Genomic DNA, 17167 nt, shown 5'->3' on the forward strand with positions numbered 1-17167 from the left:
CGAGATAGACTGCGAATCCTGCAGTCTATCCGGCTATCAGCCCGCAGCATATCCAGGGCAATACCAGGGAGCTAGAAGCGGTCCGCGGGGCTGGCCACCCCCTGCCCGTCTCGGTTCAAGACGTGCGTGTAGATCATCGTCGTGCTGACGTCCTTATGCCCGAGCAGCTCCCGGATCGTCCGAAAGTCATAGCGGTCCTCAAGTAAGTGGGTGGCAAACGAATGCCGGAAGGTGTGACAACTGGCCGGCTTGGCGATGCCGGCTCTCCGGACGGCTTCTTTGAAGGCTCTCTGCAGGATGGACTCGTGGAGGTGGTGAGGCTTCTGCTCGCCGGACTGCCGGTCACGATAGAGCCTCGAAGAGGGAAAGACCCGTTGCCATCCCCGTTCTTTGGGGCATGGGGATATTGTCGTGCCAGCGCATGGGGCAGTGAGACCCCGCCATAGCCTTCCTGGAGATTCGCTTCATACTGCCCGTGTCAACACCACCGGCAATCGCGTTGGTCTCCTGGCCCGCACGACACCGTTCACATACCCGATGTCCTTGCCCAAGACTTCACGGTACAGAAACAAAATGGCGTTCGATGCCTGGTTCTGCGTGGAGGCGCTGACGCGACGGGCGCTCGCCAGGGTGGAAATGAATGTCCCTCAATGGCTCTCGCATGGATTCCTCTCGGTGAGAGCAGCACGCGCAATGTCGCCGCGAGGATATGCCCCGCGTGATCAGAGCTGTTGTTGATCTTGTTGATAGTGAAGGAGCATCCTCTCCCACGAGCGCACTGCCTCTGCGTCGGAAGCGATATTGCGGTGCACCACCGGGTGAAACGGGATGGGCCGAGAGGGGAGAGGGCTCAGCGCGGGCGAAAGGCTAGCCCTTCGCGTAGAAGGGCAGGGCGTGGACGGTGGCGGGGTAGCGCCGGCCGTCGATCTCGACGGCGAGGGCGGTGCCGGGGGCGGTGAAGTCGCGCAGGGGGAAGCCGAAGGCGATGACCTGTCCGAGTTGAGGCGAGCGGACGGCGCTGCTGATCCAGCCGACCTCTCGATCCCCGCTGAACAGCTTGGCGCCTGTCGGCGGAATGACCGGATCTTTCAACGCAAGCCCGACCAGCCGCCGCCGGACGCTGCCGTAGGTATCCATCCGCGCCACCACTTCCTGGCCCGGGTAACAACCCTTGCTCAGGCTGAACGCTTTTCCTTCCAGGTTGGCTTCGGGGGGGACGACTTCTTCGTTCAAGTCGGGCCCGGCTTTCGGGATGCCGGCCTCGATCCGCAAGGCCTCGCGCGCCTGACTTCCGATGGGTTTGATGCCGAGCGAGGCACCGGCCTCCAGCAGCGATTGCCACGCGGCGGCGAGGCCGTCCGCCGGAAGCATCAGTTCGAGATCGACTTCGCCCGTCTCTTCCGTCCGCATCACGAGTGCGGTCCGTCCGCCGATCTGGGCGGTGACAAAGTTCACGGGCTTGAGGTCGGCGACCTCGACGCCGAAGGCGGAGCGGATCACCGTCGGAGCCGTCGGCCCGCTAACCAGGAGCAGTCCCCAGCTCTCCCCGCAGTTTTCCATCTTGGCCTTGGTGCCGTAGAGCAGGAATTTGCGCAACGTCTGAAACGTGGTGTCGCCGATCTCGCCGACATCTTCCAGCATGACCGCCTCCGGCTGCATGTACAGGCGGAAATAGGTGAGCATCTTGCCTTTGTGGGTCAGGAGGCTCGAATAGCGGCCTTGCCCCGGTTGGAGCGGCAGGATGTCGTTGCTGATGACGCTCTGGAGCCACTTGACGCGGTCCTCGCCCGTGACGCGGAGCTTGCCGCGGTGCGACAGGTCCGCGAGCCCCACGCCTTCGCGGACCGCCCGATGCTCCGCGGCGGGGTCGCCGTAATGGGCGGGCATCTCCCAGCCGGCGACCTCGCCGAACGCGGCGCCGAGCGCGACGTGCTCATCGTGGAGGGGGGAATGTTTCATGAACAAGCGTTGAGTCGTGAGTGTTGAGTTGGGAGAGGGGTCAGCCCTTTGTGAGCTCTTCGACCAGCTCGCGCGTCCGTGCGGAGAACTCGTTCCGCGAGACGATCTTGGTGACGCCCAGTTCCTTCGCGCGCCGCCAGGTGTCGACTTCCTCGTGGTTGGCGAAGGCGAGGATCGGCCGCGGCCCGTCCTTCGTGAAGTCTTCGATCGCCCGGAAGGGGTCCAGCCGGTCCTCGTTCAGGTTCACGATGAGGGCGGCGGGCCCCGCGCCCTTGGCCGCGACGTCTTCCTGCGACCGCGCCCGCTCCAGCGTATAGCCGCCGTCGCGCAGCGCGTCCCGCAGTTTCGCGTAGAAGAAGAGGTCGTTGACCGCGACGAGGATCATCTTGCTCATGGGCTTCGCTCGATCATGCGACCGTCAATCGCCTCAATTCATCATCCCGATCAGCCGCCCCAGCGAGCGACGCGCCAGCGTGTAGTCGGGGTTGAGGGCCAGGGCCTGCTTGTAGCAGGCGACGGCCCGGTCCCAGTCGCCCTTGCGCTCGTACACCCGGCCCAGGTTCAGGTGCGGGAAGGCCGGGCTCTCGTAACGGCTCGCTTTCATGGCCCGCTCCAGCCAGGGGATGGCTTCGTCGAACTGGCCCTTCTCGATCAGGTAAGCCCCGATGTCGTTGTAGGGGTTGCCGAAGGTCGGGTCGGCGGCGATGGCGCGATGGCATTCCTCGATGGCGTCGTCCAGCCGGCCCATGAAGCTGTAGGTCCAGCCCAGGAAGGTATGGGCCTCGGCCGTCGGGTGGGCGGCCAGGGACTGCTTGTAGAGCCGGGCCGCCTCCTCCAGCTCGCCCTTCATCTGGTGCGCGTAGGCCTCCTGAAACCAGCGCCAGGCCTCGCGCTTGGCCTCCTCGCTGCCGTCGCCCTGAAGCAGAAAATCCCTGAGGTCCATGGGCCCACGCGCTCCCGCAGCCGGCTTCCGCGATCGCCGGACGCTAGCCTTGCTTGAGCTTCTTGCGGATCAGCTCCGCTCCGTACCGGCCCGAGAGCAGCATGGAGCCGAAGGCCGGCCCCATGCGCGGCGTGCCGTACACGGCGGCCACGGCCAGGCCGACGACGAAGCAGTTGGGATAGACCTCGCCGGTGCCCTCCATGACGGCCTCCTCGGAGCGGGAGACCCACATGGCGCCGTTGCCGGGGACGGCCCGGTGGAGGTTCCGCTTGTGCAGCAGGTCCACGACGACCGCATCGTGCCCCGTCGCGTCCACGACGATCCGGCTCTCCAGCGCGATCGGGTCCACGTGGATGACGTCGTGGCCGGCCATCTCCGCCGTGGTGTTGTTGACGACCACGCCCTCCAGCGTGCCGTCGCGGCGGAGGATCAGGTCCACGACCCGCGTCAGGTTCATGATCTTGGCCCCGGCCTTGTACGCGCCCGCGATCAGCGCGCCGGTCGCGTGCGGCGGGTCCACGAGGTACATGCCCGCGCAGTCCTTGACCGGCTTACAGGGCACGCCCAGCTCTTCGAGGATTTCGTGGGCCGGGGCGCAGATCGTCGCCTTGTTCATCAGGTAGCCGCCGGACCAGAAGCCGCCGCCCAGGGCGAGCCCCTGCTCGACGATCAGGGTGCGGAACCCCTGGGCGGCCAGGTCCCGGCCGCAGAGCAGGCCGGAGGGCCCGGCGCCGACGATGATCACGTCGCTCTCGATGAGCTGGTCGAACTCCCGGTAATACTCCCGGGCGATCTGCCGGGTGATGTCGCGTTCCCGCAGGGGCGCCGGCTTGGGGCGGTCCATGGGTGACTCCTTAGAGATAAATCTCCGCGCCGGCCTTCTTGAACTCCTCGGCCTTCTCCTGCATCCCGACCTCGAGCGCCGCCCCCTCGTCGAGCTGCTTCTTGGCGGCGTAGTCGCGCACGTCCTGCGTGATCTTCATCGAGCAGAAGTGCGGGCCGCACATCGAGCAGAAGTGCGCCACCTTGGCCGCCTGGTCGGGGAGCGTCGCGTCGTGGTAGGCCCGCGCCGTGTCCGGGTCCAGGCAGAGGTTGAACTGGTCCTCCCACCGGAACTCGAAGCGCGCCTTGGACAGGGCGTTGTCGCGGGCCTGGGCGCCGGGATGCCCCTTGGCCAGATCGGCGGCGTGCGCGGCGATCTTGTAGGCGATCACGCCGGCCTTCACGTCGTCCTTGTTCGGCAGGCCGAGGTGCTCCTTGGGCGTCACGTAGCAGAGCATCGCGCACCCGTACCAGCCGATCATGGCCGCGCCGATCCCGGAGGTGATGTGGTCGTAGCCCGGCGCGATGTCCGTCGTCAGCGGGCCCAGCGTGTAGAACGGCGCCTCGTGGCACGCCTTGAGCTGTTTTTCCATGTTGACCTGGATCAGGTGCATCGGCACGTGGCCGGGCCCTTCGATCATCACCTGCACCTCGTGCTTCCAGGCGATCTTCGTCAGCTCGCCGAGCGTCTCCAATTCGGCGAACTGCGCGGCGTCGTTCGCGTCCGCGATCGAGCCGGGCCGCAGGCCGTCCCCCAGGCTGAAGGAGACGTCGTAGGCCTTCATGATCTCGCAGATCTCCTCGAAGTGGGCGTAGGCGAAGTTCTCCCGATGGTGGGCCAGACACCACTTGGCGTGGATCGAGCCGCCGCGCGAGACGATGCCCGTCAGGCGCGAGGCGGTCAGCGGGATGTGCTGCAGGCGCACGCCCGCGTGGATCGTGAAGTAGTCCACGCCCTGCTCGGCCTGCTCGATCAGCGTGTCCCGGTAAATGTCCCAGGTGAGGTCCTCGGCCTTGCCCCCGACCTTCTCCAGGGCCTGGTAGATGGGCACGGTGCCGATCGGGACCGGCGAGTTGCGGATGATCCACTCGCGGGTCTCGTGGATGTTCTTGCCGGTCGAGAGGTCCATGACCGTGTCCGAGCCCCAGCGGATGGCCCAGATCATCTTCTCGACCTCCTCCTCGATGGAGGAGGCGACGGCGGAGTTGCCGATGTTCGCGTTGACCTTCACCAGGAAGTTGCGGCCGATGATCATCGGCTCCAGCTCCAGGTGATTGATGTTGGCCGGGATGATCGCGCGGCCGCGCGCGACCTCGTCGCGGACGAACTCGGGCGTGATGCGCTCGGGGATACGGGCGCCCCAGGCCTGGCCGGGGTGCTGCGTCCACCGGCGGGGTTCGCCGTTGCCCGCGGCCGCCTCCCGTGCCGCCTCGCGCGACTGGTTCTCGCGGATGGCGATGAATTCCATCTCCGGCGTGACGATCCCCTTGCGGGCGTAATGCATCTGCGTGACGTTGCGGCCGGGCTTCGCGCGCAGGGGCTTGCGGAGGTGCGCGAACCGCAGGGACGCCAGGGCCGGGTCGGCGGCCCGTCGCCGGCCGTACTCGGAGGTCAGGTCGGTCAGCTCCTCGACGTCGCCGCGGCTGCTGATCCAGTCGAGCCGGAGCGGGGCGAGGCCGGCGCGGATGTCGAGGGACACGGCCGGGTCCGTGTAGGGGCCGGAGGTGTCGTAGACCGTCACCGGCGCGTTCGGCGCGAGCGCCCCCCCCGCCGTCTTCGTGGGCGTCAGCACGATCTCGCGCATCGGCACCCGCACGCCGGGCTGCGTGCCCTCCACGTAGACCTTGCGGGAGGCCGGGAACGGCTGGGTGGAGATTCGGCCCGCAGTGGGGGCGTGGCCGTTGCCGGATCCGGTGGATGGGGGGTGCGGACTGCTCATGGCGGCGGTCCTTTCGTTATCCAAACAAAAAAGCCGCACCAAACGGAGGGTGCGGCCCATCGGGTCCATCGGGAATCACGCGGCTCGCTTCCCTACGCTGGTATTATCCAGGTCAGGTTCGAAGGGTCGTCCGAAGGTCGGACTCTCAGCCGTGACGGCTCCCCCAGCTATGACGAGGCTGAATCGTACACCCCGGATTTTCCTGTTGTCAATCGGCCCTTCGGCCCAGGTCCGAGGGCCCAATGGCCCGCGTCGAGCGCGCCGGCGGGGCCGCCAGCGCCGTTGATTGTCCGGAGGGGCTTGGCGTAGAATCCCCCTTCACGCCCGGTGCGGCGCGAAGGGGGGCGGCGGGCCTTCCGGCTGCGCGACAACCCGGGGCGGCCCCCAGTCCGGAGAGAAGACGTGAAGCTGCTCGCAACGGAGCCCTGGCCCATCACCGAGTACCGGGACCTGCCCCCCGACGTGCTCTGCGCGCGCACCGCGGCGGCGAAACAGGCCCTCGGCGATCGGGTCCTGGTCCTGGGCCACAACTACCAGCGGGACGAGGTCATCCGGCACGCCGATTTCCGCGGGGATTCCCTCCTGCTCGCCAAGCTTGCCGCCCGCCACGCGGAACGCCCCTACGTGGTGTTTTGCGGGGTGCACTTCATGGCGGAGACGGCCGACATCCTGAGCCGCTCCGGCCAAACGGTGATCCTGCCGGACCTCGCGGCCGGCTGCTCGATGGCCGACATGGCCGCGATCGAGCAGGTGGACCAGTGCTGGGAGGCGCTGGGCCGCGTGCTGGCCGTCGAGGAGGAAGTCACGCCCATCGTCTACGTGAATTCCGCGGCGGTCCTCAAGGCGTTTTGCGGCGAGCACGGGGGCATCACCTGCACCTCGTCCAATGCACGCGCGATCATGGAGTGGGCCTGGACGCGCCGCGAGAAGATCCTCTTCTTCCCCGACGAGCACCTCGGGCGCAACACCGCCAACCGCATGGGCCTTCCGCGCGACCAGATGATCGTCTGGGACCCCTTCCAGCCGCGGGGCGGGCACGGGGCGGAGGCGATCCGCAAGGCGAGGCTGATCCTCTGGAAGGGGCACTGCAGCGTCCACCAGATGTTCCAACCCGCGCACGTGGACTATTTCCGCAAGCAGTACCCGGACGGGAAGGTCATCGTCCATCCCGAGTGCCATGAGGACGTGGTCAACAAGGCCGACCTCGTCGGCTCCACCGAGTTCATCATCAAGACCGTCGGCGCCGCGCCGGCGGGCACCGCCTGGGCGGTGGGGACCGAGCTGAACCTCGTCAACCGGCTCAAGCGGGAACAGCCGGACAAGCGCGTCTTCTTCCTCTCCTCCACGGTCTGCCAGTGCGCCACGATGTTCCGGATCGACGCCCCCCACCTCTGCTGGGCGATGGAAAACCTGGCGGAAGGCCGCGTGGTGAACCGCATCGTCGTGCCGGACGACGACAAGCGCTGGGCGAAAGTCGCGCTGGACCGCATGATGGCGCTCAGCTGAGTCTTGAGTGTTGAGTGAAGCGTGTTGAGTCGGGAGGCGCGGGCGCTGTGCGGCACTCAACACTGAACGCTCAACACCGATAACTTCCCCTCCCGATTCATGGACTACAAAGCGACGCTGAACCTGCCCCAGACCGACTTCCCGATGAAGGCCAACCTGCCGCAGCGGGAGCCGGAGCTGCTCGCCTGGTGGGACCGGGAGCGCCTGTACGAGCGGATCCAGGAGGCGCGACGCGACCGGCCGCTCTACGTCCTCCACGACGGCCCCCCCTACGCGAACGGCCGCATCCACATCGGCCACGCCCTCAACAAGGTCCTCAAGGACATCATCGTCAAGTCGAAGACCATGGCGGGGTTCCGGGCGCCCTACGTGCCGGGCTGGGACTGCCACGGGCTGCCCATCGAGTTCCAGGTCCTCAAGGAGCTGGGGGACAAGAAGAAGGACCTGGACCAGCCCGCGATCCGGAGGCTCTGCCGCGAGTACGCGGAGAAGTACGTCGCGCTGCAGCGGGAGGACTTCCGGCGGCTCGGCGTGCTGGGGGACTGGGAGCGGCCCTACCTGACGATGGACCCCGCCTACGAGGCGGCCATCGTGCGGGAGTTCGGCAAGTTCGTCGAGCAGGGGATCGTCTACAAGGGCCTCAAGCCGGTGCTCTGGTGCGCGGCCGACCAGACGGCCCTCGCCGAGGCGGAGGTCGAGTACGAGGACCATACCTCGCCCTCGATCTACGTGAAGTTTCCGTTCGTCGACACGCCGCGTGTCCTGGCATCGGGTGGAGGGCTTAGCGTGCCGATGCCTTCGGAGGTCGAGCGCGTCTCCGTGGTCATCTGGACGACCACCCCATGGACCCTTCCGGCCAACCAGGCGGTCTGCCTGCATCCGGACTTCGACTACGCCTTCGTCCAAGTCGGCCGCGAGGTCCTCGTGATCGCGGAGAAACTGGTGGAGGCGGTCGTGAAGGCCTGCGGGCTCCGGGACCGCCGGGTCCTGGGGACGAGGAAGGGGGGGCAGGGCTTCGAGGGACTGGACTGCCGGCGCCCGTTGACCGACGGCCTCTCGCCCGTCGTCCTCGGCGACTTCGTCACCCTGGACCAGGGCACCGGCTGCGTGCACATCGCGCCCGGCCACGGCATGGAAGACTACCTGCTCGCGATGGACTACCGGGGGCCCGGCCGCCGGGGCGTCCTGCCCCGGCCGCTGGAGGTCTTCGTGCCGGTGGACGACCACGGCCGGTTCACCGACGCGGTCCCCGAGTTCGCCGGCCAGCCGGTCTTCAAGGCCAACCCGAAGATCATCGAGGCGCTCAAGGGGCGCGGCGTCCTGCTCGGCCACGGCGAGATCACCCATGCCTATCCCCACTGCTGGCGCTGCAAGAATCCCGTGATCTTCCGCGCGACGGAGCAGTGGTTCGTCGCGATGGACCGGGCCTCCGAGGGGCGGACGCTCAGGCAGCGCGCGCTCGATGAGATCGACCGGCGCGTGCGTTGGATTCCGCCCTGGGGCCGGGACCGGATCACCGGCATGATCGCCAACCGCCCGGACTGGTGCCTCTCGCGCCAGCGGACCTGGGGGGTGCCGATCCCCGGTTTCACCTGCGCGGGCTGCGGGGCGGTGCTGGCCGATCCCAAGGTCATCGCCCACGTCGCCGCGCAGATCGAGCGGAGCGGCGCGGACCTCTGGTTCGAGCGGCCGGCGGCGGAGCTGATGCCCGAGGGCACGGCCTGCCCGGCCTGCGGCGGCCGCGCCTTCGAGAAGGAGCGCGACATCCTCGATGTCTGGTTCGAGTCGGGCGTGAGCCACGCGGCCGTGCTCAAGCCGCGCGGCGGCGACTGGTGGCCGGCCGATCTCTACCTGGAGGGCTCCGACCAGCACCGGGGCTGGTTCCACAGCGCGCTCCTCGCCGGGATCACCACGGACGGCCGCGCGCCCTACGAGGCCGTCCTCACCCACGGGTTCGTCGTGGACGGCCACGGCGAGAAGATGTCCAAGCAGAAGGGCAACGTCGTGGCGCCCCAGGAGGTCATCAAGGAGGCCGGGGCCGAGGTCCTGCGCCTCTGGGTCTCCGCGCAGGACTACCGCGAGGACGTGCGCATCTCGAAGGACATCCTCAAGCAGCTCGTCGAGGCCTACCGCAAGATCCGCAACACCTGCCGGTTCCTGCTCGGCAACCTCTACGACTTCGACCCGGCCGCCGACCGGGTGCCGCTGGACCGGATGCCCGAGCTGGACCGCTGGGCGCTGCTGCGCCTGGGCCGGCTGATCGAGCGGGTGCGGCTGGCCTACGACGAGTTCGAGTTCCACGTCATCTTCCGCGAGTTGAACAACTTCTGCGCGGTGGACCTGAGCGCCGTCTACCTGGACGTGCTCAAGGACCGGCTCTACACCTTCCGCCGCGATTCGCCCGCGCGGCGGGCGTCGCAGACGGCCATGCTCGACATCCTCGCGGCGATGACCAAGCTCATGGCGCCGATCCTCACCTTCACGGCGGAGGAGATCTGGCGCATCCTTCCGCCCGCCGCGCGCGGCGGGCCGGACGTCTGGAGCGTCCACCTGGCGACCTTCCCCGAGCCTGATCCACGGTGGGCCGACCCGGGGCTGGAGCAGCGGTGGGAGCGGCTGCTGGAGGTGCGGAGCGCCGTTCAGGCGAAGCTGGAGGCGCAGCGACGCGACAAGGTCATCGGCTCGTCGCTGGAGGCGCGCGTCGTCATCGAGGCCAACCCGGACCGCTACGCCTTCCTGCTCGGCTATCGGCCCGACCTGGCGGCGCTGTTCATCGTCTCGCAGGTCGAGCTGAAGCCGGTCACGCATCTGCCGCGGCCGGACGACTTCACGGTCGAGGTGCAGCCGGCGCAGGGGCGCAAGTGCGAGCGCTGCTGGAACTACCGGGACACGGTGGGGGCCGACGCGGGGCACCCGACCCTGTGCGACCGGTGCGTCGAGGCGGTCCGGTGAAAGGGACGCGGACCCGCTACGTGATCCTGGCGCTGGTGAGCGTGGGGACGATCGTCCTGGACCAGGCCAGCAAGGTCCACATCATGGAGACGATGCGGCTCCATGAGTCCATCCCGATCATCCCCAACTTTTTCAGCCTCACGTACATTCGGAACCCGGGGGCGGCGTTCGGCCTGCTGGCTTCCAGCAGCAACGGCTTTCGGCTGGTGTTCTTCGGGCTGACCTCGCTCTTCGCGCTGGGGCTGCTGGGGACGATCTTCTTCCGCCTGAACCGGGAGGACTGGCTGGGGCAGGTGAGCATCGCGGGGATCCTCGGCGGAGCCGTCGGCAACCTGCTCGATCGGGTCCGCTACGGCGAGGTCATCGACTTCCTGGACTTCTACGTCTCCGGCTACCACTGGCCCGCCTTCAACATCGCGGACGCCGCCATCACGGTCGGGGTCTGCTTCCTCATCATCCACTTCGCCTTCGAGAAGCCGCAGCCGGAGGGCGTGCTCCAGGACCATCGGTCCTGAGCCGGCCGCGTCAGCCCAGCCAGGCCAGCACCGCCAGGCCGAGCAGCATCCGGTAGATCCCGAACACCCGCAGGCTGTGCCGCTTGACGAACCCGAGGAAGGCGGCGATCACCGCCCAGGCCACGAAGAAGGAGACGAGGAGGCCCAGGCCGAGAGCCAGCAGGTCCTCGCCGCTGAACAGGGCGTGCGACTTGACGAGCTTGTACAGGGTGGCGGCGAGCATGGTGGGCAGCGCGAGGAAGAAGGAGTATTCGGTGGCGACCTTGCGGTCCATGCCGGAGAGCATCGCCCCGATGATGGTGGCGCCCGAGCGGGATACGCCGGGGATCAGCGACGCGCACTGGGCCAGGCCGATGCGGAGCGCGTGGCCCAGCCCCACCTGTTCGAGCCGGTCGACGCGGGGCGTCGGCCGCCGGGCCTCGACCAGCAGGATGACCACCCCGCCGGCGATGAGGGCGGCAGCCACGGTGGAGGGGGTGAACAGGTGCGCCTCGATCCATGTGTGCGCGATCAGGCCGATGAGCGCGGCGGGGACGAAGGCCACCGCGAGCCCGATCAGGAACCGGAGGTGGGCATGCTCGGCGGAGGAGCGGCGGAGGTGGTCGGTCCACGACACGGCCCAGGCGCCCTTGCGGTCGTCCTCCCCCCTCAGCCAGGCCCGCAGCATCGCCTGCTCGCGCCGCGCGCCGCCGAACAACTGGGCGAGCTTGGCCCGCTCGTAGACGACCACGGCGAGGATGGAGCCGAGCTGGATGGCGATGTCCACGCTGGCCGCCACCTCGCCGGTGAACCCGAGCCAGTGCCCGACCAGGATCAGGTGGCCGGTGGAGGAGACGGGAAGGAACTCTGTCAGCCCTTCGACCAGGCCCAGGAGCGCCGCGAGGGCAGGGCCCCACTTGTCCATGATGGCGATGCGTGCCTCGGCGATGGTTTGGCGCGGCCGGCCGACCGGGGGCTGCGGCGGTGAAAAACCGCCGCATCATCACAGACTCGCGGCCGGGGAGTCAAGGCGCTCGCGGGTCTGTGCGGGAACTCCCGCGCTCTTGACATTCCGAGGCCGATCGACTACACAACACGAATCCCTCGATCGGAGAGGGGCTCGGGGCGCGCTCCGTCGGCCAGCCGCGGTGGGGCAGGAGGCAGGGAGGAACGCATGAAGAAGGTCGCGATAGTCGGCGCGGGCCTCATCGTGATGATGGCGGCGGGCGGCTGCATGGTGTCGAAGGATCAGTACCAGCAGGCCGTCCGCGAGGCAGAGGTCGCCAAGGCCAACCTCGAGGACGTTCAGACCCGCAAGACGGTGCTGGAGCAGGAGGTCAAGAAGCTCCGGGAGCAGTCGGCCAAGCTGGCCGAGCGGACCCAGGCCGCGGAGGACGAGCTGCAGCGCCTCCGGGACAGCCGCGAGAAGGAGCGCAGCAGCGTCGAAGGCCGCGTCAAGGAGCTGGAGCAGAAGATTCGGGACATGACGGCTCAGTACAAGGCCATGCAGCAGAAGCACGAGGAGCTCAAGGAACAGAACGAAACGCTGAAAGCGACGGTGGCGCGCTACCAGAAGGAGCTGAAGGAGCGTGAGCGTGCCGTGCAGGCCGCCAGGCCGCCGTCGCCGCCCGCTCCGCCGGCCGCGGGCACGTCGCTCACGCCGGCGGGCCGCCCCATGGGCGAGCCGGCCCCCGTTCCGCCCAGCGTCGCGCCGGTGCCCACCGCGCCCAAGACCGGTCTGACGCCCGTCAACGTCAACACCGCCTCGGCCAACGACATGGTCCTCTTCCTGGGGCTCACCAAAGAGATGGCCGAAAAAGTGGTCACCAACCGGCCCTATCGGCTCAAGGGGGAGCTGGTCGCCAAGAACGTCCTGCCGAAGACGACCTTCGACGTGATCAAGGACCGGATCACGGTTTCGCCCTGAGGGATTCCGCCGGCGCCTCACGCGAGCCGCCGTCGCGATGGAAGGGGCCATCCGCCCGCGGGCGGATGGCCCCTCGTCGTTCGGGGGCGAGCCGTCCGGGGGATGCCCTCCGTGAAGAAGGGTGGAAGACCCCTGCGTCCCCTGCTAGAATGGGGCGGCCTGCCGGCCGTCTGAGGGGAAGAAGGGGGCGCCGTGCGCAAGCTCGTCCTGATCGTCGCGGTGTTGGCGACGGGTCTCGCCATCGGCGGCTACGTCTTCTTCAAGGGCGAGCGCAAGGCGCCGATCCGCTACCGGACGGCGCCGGTCGAGCGCGGCAGCATCGTCTCCATCGTTTCGGCGACCGGCACGGTCAACCCCGTCACGATCGTGCAGGTGGGCAGCCAGGTGTCCGGGATGGTGGAGAGCCTCCACGCGGACTTCAACTCGGTCGTCAAAACCGGCGACGTGGTCGCCCGGATCGATCCCTTTCCCTACCAGGCGCGGCGGGACCAGGCCGCGGCCAACCTCGCGATGGCGCGCGCCAACGTCGTCAAGATGCGCACCGAGCTCGCGCAGCGCCGGCGCGAGGCGGAGCGCTTGAAACGCCTCCAGACGCAACAGTTCGTCTCCCAGAACGACGTGGACGTGGCCCTGACCGCGCTGGAGGGGGCCGGGGCCCAGCTCGCGCTCGCCGAGGCCCAGGTCCGGGAGGCCGAGGCGGCCCTGAAGGCGGCCGAGCTGGACCTCAAGTACACGGTCATCCGCTCGCCCGTGAACGGGATCGTGATCTCCCGGCAGGTGGAGGTCGGCCAGCGCCTCTCCTCGAGCTTCGCCATCCCGACGCTGTTCCTCGTGGCCGAGGACCTGACCAAGATGCAGGTCGAGGCGAACGTCAGTGAGTCCGACATCGCCGGCGTGGCCGAGGGCAAGACCGCCTACTTCACCGTGGACGCCTATCCCGGCCAGCAGTTCACGGGGCAGGTGCGGCAGGTGCGCAACGCTCCGATCAACGTGCAGAACGTCGTCACGTACCACGTCGTCATCGCCGTGGACAACCGAGACTTGCGGCTCAAGCCGGGCATGACGGCCAACGTGGCGATCGAGGTGGCTCGACGGGACGATGTGTTGAAGCTCCCGAACGCGGCCCTGCGGTTCACGCCGCCCCGGGCGGAGCGGCTGGCGGGGGAGGAGGGAGGGCCGACGGCGGGGGCCGCGCGCTCCGCGGCGGGATCGGCGGAGCGGGGTGCCGCGCCGCGGCGCGTCTGGCGGCTGAACGCGGCGGGGGATCCGGAAGCCGTGCCGGTCGAGCCGGGCATCTCCGACGGCCTCGCGACGGAGCTCGTGACGGGCCAGCTCGCCGAGGGCGACCAGGTCATCGTCGGCATCGAGGTGCCCGGGAGCGCACGCCAGGCTCAGGCCCTGCCGCCGGGGTTCGGGGCCGGCGGTCGCCCGCGCGGCGGCTCGCGGGACCGGGGACTCTGATCGCCAGGGGCGCGCGGTGAGTGTTGAGTTGACGGAACGACCCCGCGAGAGTCGGCCGCTCGCCTCCTCCCCCCTGATTCTCTGTCGGGACCTCTGGAAGATCTACCGGGTCGGCGACGTCGAGGTGCAGGCCCTGCGCGGCGTGGACCTCCGCATCGAGCGGGGCGAGTTCCTCGCCATCATGGGGGCCTCCGGCTCCGGCAAGTCCACCCTGATGAACATCCTCGGCTGCCTGGACGTCCCCACGAGCGGCTGCTATGAGCTGGAGGGGCGGGACGTCGGCCGGGCCGGCTCGGACGAGCTGGCGGACATCCGCAACCAGCGCATCGGGTTCGTCTTCCAGAGCTTCAACCTCATTCCGCGGACCAGCGCGCTGGAGAACGTCCAGTTGCCGCTCTTCTACCGCGGGCTGCCGCTGCGCGAGCAACGGGCCCTGGCCGCCGCGGCGCTCGCCCGGGTGGATCTCTCGGGCCGCGAGCACCATTATCCCGCGCAGCTCTCCGGCGGGCAGCAGCAGCGGGTGGCGATCGCCCGGGCGCTCGTCGCCTCGCCCTCGATCCTGCTGGCGGACGAGCCGACCGGGAACCTGGACACGGAGTCCAGCGGGGAGATCATGGCCGTGCTGACCCGTCTGAACCGCGAGGACGGGCTGACGATCATCCTGGTGACCCACGAGACCGACATCGCCGCCTACGCGGCGCGCCGCCTGCTGGTGAAGGACGGACGCATCGTCGGCGACGAGCGCGCCGAGCCGGCGGCCGTCGGCGCGGCGGAAGACGCGAGCCCCGCCCCATGATGCCCTTCATCGTCCTCACCGTCCTGACCGCCTTCCGGGTGTTGAGCCGCAACCGGCTCCGCGCCGGGCTGACCGCCCTCGGCATCATCATCGGCGTCGGCGCGGTGATCGCCATGGTGAGCATCGGGGAGGGGGCCAAGGCCGCGGTGCGCGCCCAGATCGCCAGCATGGGCTCCAACATGATCATCGTGCTGCCGGGCGCCACGACCGTCGGGGGCGTGCGCGGGAGTCAGGGGAGTGCGGTCACGCTGACGGTCGCGGACGCGCTGGACATGAAGAAAAAGATTCCGTTGCTGAACGAGGTCGGCTGGTCGAAGCGGGACGTGATGCAGGTGGTGTACGGAAACCGGAACTGGAACGCGCCCGTCAACGGCGTCTCGCCGGGGTACCTGACGATCCGGGCCTGGGACTACGTGGCCGGCGGCCCGATCACGCAGACGGACATGGACACGGCGGCCCGCGTGGCCCTGCTGGGGCAGACGGTCGTCGAGAATCTCTACGGGCCCGGCGAGGACCCGGTCGGCTCGACGATCCGGATCAAGAACGTGCCCTTCCGGGTGATCGGCGTGCTGGCGCCCAAGGGCCAGTCCTCGCAGGGCTCGGACCAGGACGACATCGTCTTCGTCCCCTTCACGACGGCGGAGCGCAAGGTGCTGGGCTCCCAGTTCCTGGGCTCGGTGGGGGCGCTGTTCGCCTCGACGGACCGGGCGGAAGACCTGGACGAGGCCGCGGCGGCCATCAAGGAGGTGCTCCGGGTGCGCCACCGGCTGCAGCCCGGCCAGCCCGACGACTTCACGGTCCGCACGCAGGTGGAGATGGGGAGCGTGCAGGAGGGGGCGAGCCGGACGTTGACGACGATGCTGTTCGGCATCGCCTCGATCTCGCTGCTGGTGGGCGGGATCGGGATCATGAACATCCTGCTGGTGTCGGTCACGGAGCGGACGCGGGAGATCGGGGTGCGGATGGCAGTCGGGGCGAAGCGGCGCCAGATCCTGGTGCAGTTCCTGATCGAGGCGATGACGCTGAGCCTGATCGGGGGGCTGTTCGGGATCGTCGTCGGGGTGCTGGGGGCGAAGCTGGCGACGGTGCTGGCGGGCTGGCCGACGATCATCTCGGCCGAGTCGATCGTGGTCGCGTTCTTCTTCTCGCTCGCGGTGGGGCTCTTCTTCGGCCTCTATCCCGCCAACAAGGCCGCGCGGCTGAACCCGATCGAGGCGCTGCGCTACGAGTAGGCGGGCGGCGGGTGAGGGCGGCCGCTCCGGCGCGCCTGGCGGGGCGGCTCGGTGACGCGCGAAGCCGGAGCGGCTAGGGCGCGGCGGCCCCCGCGGGGGTGAGCGTCACCTCGATCCGCGGCGTCGCCGGGTCGCGGTGCTTGTAGAGGTGAATCTCGACGATCCGGTTGTCGTTGAGGCCGAGGGCCTCGCAGAGCGCGTCCTGGGCGATCTTGAGGCCGCCGTCCACGTCGCGGCGGCGCGGCGAGGCGAAATGAAACCGGATGGCAAGCGCGAGGTCGGCGCCGGAGAGCCGGCGCAGCAGCGCGGCGCGGTGCGGGGAGCGGAGGAGCGCGGTCAGCATCTCGCGGGCGACGAAATCCTTGTACGCGCGGCCCGGGGCCGACAGGACCCGCCGGCCGTTCACCGTGGCGTACTGGTGGTTGACGCTCGGCGGCACGGGCAGCGTGATGGCCAGCCGCGAGGCGGAGATCTCGGCCGCGGTCGGGAGGGCGGCGGTCGGAAGCGGCGCCCGCCGGGGGCCGGACGTCCGGCGGGGGAACGGCGGGCGCGGGGAAGGCATTCCGGCCAGCGGCGTCGCGGGCGCCGCGATCGCGCCCAGCCGCGAGGACCGGTAGGAGATGGAGCGGAGGGCGACGGCCTTGAGGCGGGGGACCGCTGAAGAGACGCGCTTGGCCACTGCGTGCGCTACAGCAGGTTCATGATCTTGCCGAGGTTCTGCTCGAACTGGTCTTCCGACTTCGCCAGGTACCTGCGCCACTCGGAGGGGTTCCAGATCTCCATGCGGTTGTAGAGCCCCACGAGGACGACCTCCTGCTCCTCGTCCACCGGAATCTGCTTGCGCAGCCGGGTCGGGATCAGGACGCGCCCGGCCTTGTCGACGTCGGAGGTGCCGGCCTCGGCGACGAAGTGGTGCATGAACAGGCGACTCTGGTCCTCGTCGAGCTTGGCGCGGGTCCGCTCCAGGACCTTGGCCCATTCCTGGACGGAGTAGACCCACAGCGACTGCTCGGGGCCCTTGAGGAAGACGACGCCATTGCCCTCCGCCTCCACGCGCTCCCGCATGGGGGAGGGTACGATGAACCGGCCCTTCTCATCCAGCTTGCAGAGGTATTCACCCGCGAACATGGACGGT

Annotated in this window: 17 protein-coding genes and 1 riboswitch; of the genes, 7 read left to right on the forward strand and 10 right to left on the reverse strand. The window is 68.9% G+C overall.

Annotated elements, in window-relative coordinates; translation table 11 throughout:
- Positions 1-71: 71 nt before the first annotated feature.
- The 7 genes from AC1U7O_RS15960 to thiC all read right to left on the reverse strand — a co-directional run bounded on the left by AC1U7O_RS15960 (position 72) and on the right by thiC (position 5664).
- Positions 72-407 (reverse strand): tyrosine-type recombinase/integrase, encoded by a 336-nt coding sequence (locus AC1U7O_RS15960; RefSeq protein WP_479895901.1) that lies wholly within the window; start codon positions 405-407, stop codon positions 72-74.
- 57 nt (positions 408-464) lie between these two features.
- The gene (locus AC1U7O_RS15965) at positions 465-638 is read right to left on the reverse strand and encodes a phage integrase N-terminal SAM-like domain-containing protein (protein ID WP_479895902.1); all 174 of its coding nucleotides are present in this window, start codon (positions 636-638) and stop codon (positions 465-467) included.
- A gap of 229 nt (positions 639-867) precedes the next feature.
- Positions 868-1959 (reverse strand): CAF17-like 4Fe-4S cluster assembly/insertion protein YgfZ, encoded by a 1092-nt coding sequence (gene ygfZ / locus AC1U7O_RS15970; protein WP_479895868.1) that lies wholly within the window; start codon positions 1957-1959, stop codon positions 868-870.
- A 40-nt stretch (positions 1960-1999) separates the two neighbouring features.
- Positions 2000-2353, reverse strand: coding sequence for an ANTAR domain-containing protein (locus AC1U7O_RS15975; protein ID WP_479895869.1), 354 nt, complete (start codon positions 2351-2353; stop codon positions 2000-2002).
- Between the two features lie 33 nt (positions 2354-2386).
- Positions 2387-2902, reverse strand: a complete 516-nt coding sequence (locus AC1U7O_RS15980) for a tetratricopeptide repeat protein (protein WP_479895870.1) — start codon at positions 2900-2902, stop codon at positions 2387-2389.
- Between the two features lie 43 nt (positions 2903-2945).
- Positions 2946-3746 (reverse strand): sulfide-dependent adenosine diphosphate thiazole synthase, encoded by an 801-nt coding sequence (locus AC1U7O_RS15985; protein WP_479895871.1) that lies wholly within the window; start codon positions 3744-3746, stop codon positions 2946-2948.
- A 10-nt stretch (positions 3747-3756) separates the two neighbouring features.
- Positions 3757-5664, reverse strand: a complete 1908-nt coding sequence (gene thiC / locus AC1U7O_RS15990) for a phosphomethylpyrimidine synthase ThiC (protein ID WP_479895872.1) — start codon at positions 5662-5664, stop codon at positions 3757-3759.
- Between the two features lie 72 nt (positions 5665-5736).
- Positions 5737-5839: riboswitch (TPP riboswitch) on the reverse strand.
- Between the two features lie 227 nt (positions 5840-6066).
- Here thiC and nadA point away from each other — a divergent pair.
- From nadA to lspA, 3 genes are all read left to right on the forward strand, one after another.
- On the forward strand, positions 6067-7170 hold the full coding sequence (nadA, locus tag AC1U7O_RS15995) for a quinolinate synthase NadA (RefSeq protein ID WP_479895873.1): 1104 nt from the start codon (positions 6067-6069) through the stop codon (positions 7168-7170).
- A gap of 99 nt (positions 7171-7269) precedes the next feature.
- Positions 7270-10122: an isoleucine--tRNA ligase gene (gene ileS / locus AC1U7O_RS16000; protein WP_479895874.1), complete on the forward strand. Its 2853-nt coding sequence runs from the start codon at positions 7270-7272 to the stop codon at positions 10120-10122.
- Positions 10119-10637 carry a signal peptidase II gene (gene lspA / locus AC1U7O_RS16005; protein WP_479895875.1) on the forward strand — a complete coding sequence of 173 codons (519 nt, stop codon included), beginning with the start codon at positions 10119-10121 and terminating at the stop codon, positions 10635-10637. Before ileS ends, lspA begins: the two co-directional genes overlap by 4 nt.
- Before the next feature lie 10 nt (positions 10638-10647).
- Here the strand turns inward: lspA and AC1U7O_RS16010 are convergent, their stop codons facing one another.
- A complete protein-coding gene (locus AC1U7O_RS16010; RefSeq protein WP_479895876.1) occupies positions 10648-11541 on the reverse strand; it encodes an undecaprenyl-diphosphate phosphatase in 894 nt (297 codons plus the stop codon).
- A 249-nt stretch (positions 11542-11790) separates the two neighbouring features.
- On the opposite strand from AC1U7O_RS16010, the gene AC1U7O_RS16015 reads away from it, so the two are divergent.
- The 4 genes from AC1U7O_RS16015 to AC1U7O_RS16030 all read left to right on the forward strand — a co-directional run bounded on the left by AC1U7O_RS16015 (position 11791) and on the right by AC1U7O_RS16030 (position 16032).
- On the forward strand, positions 11791-12543 hold the full coding sequence (locus AC1U7O_RS16015; RefSeq protein ID WP_479895877.1) for a helix-hairpin-helix domain-containing protein: 753 nt from the start codon (positions 11791-11793) through the stop codon (positions 12541-12543).
- Between the two features lie 192 nt (positions 12544-12735).
- Positions 12736-14004, forward strand: coding sequence for an efflux RND transporter periplasmic adaptor subunit (locus tag AC1U7O_RS16020; RefSeq protein WP_479895878.1), 1269 nt, complete (start codon positions 12736-12738; stop codon positions 14002-14004).
- 28 nt (positions 14005-14032) lie between these two features.
- On the forward strand, positions 14033-14800 hold the full coding sequence (locus AC1U7O_RS16025; RefSeq protein WP_479895879.1) for an ABC transporter ATP-binding protein: 768 nt from the start codon (positions 14033-14035) through the stop codon (positions 14798-14800).
- Positions 14800-16032 carry an ABC transporter permease gene (locus AC1U7O_RS16030; protein WP_479895903.1) on the forward strand — a complete coding sequence of 411 codons (1233 nt, stop codon included), beginning with the start codon at positions 14800-14802 and terminating at the stop codon, positions 16030-16032. Before AC1U7O_RS16025 ends, AC1U7O_RS16030 begins: the two co-directional genes overlap by 1 nt.
- Before the next feature lie 73 nt (positions 16033-16105).
- On the opposite strand, the gene AC1U7O_RS16035 is transcribed toward AC1U7O_RS16030, so the two are convergent.
- Both AC1U7O_RS16035 and AC1U7O_RS16040 read right to left on the reverse strand, forming a co-directional pair.
- A complete protein-coding gene (locus AC1U7O_RS16035; RefSeq protein WP_479895880.1) occupies positions 16106-16711 on the reverse strand; it encodes a RusA family crossover junction endodeoxyribonuclease in 606 nt (201 codons plus the stop codon).
- An 8-nt stretch (positions 16712-16719) separates the two neighbouring features.
- Complete coding sequence (locus AC1U7O_RS16040) at positions 16720-17160, reverse strand: division/cell wall cluster transcriptional repressor MraZ (protein WP_479895881.1); 441 nt, start codon at positions 17158-17160, stop codon at positions 16720-16722.
- Positions 17161-17167: the final 7 nt, after the last annotated feature.

This window comes from Candidatus Nitrospira neuquenensis, from assembly GCF_979578155.1.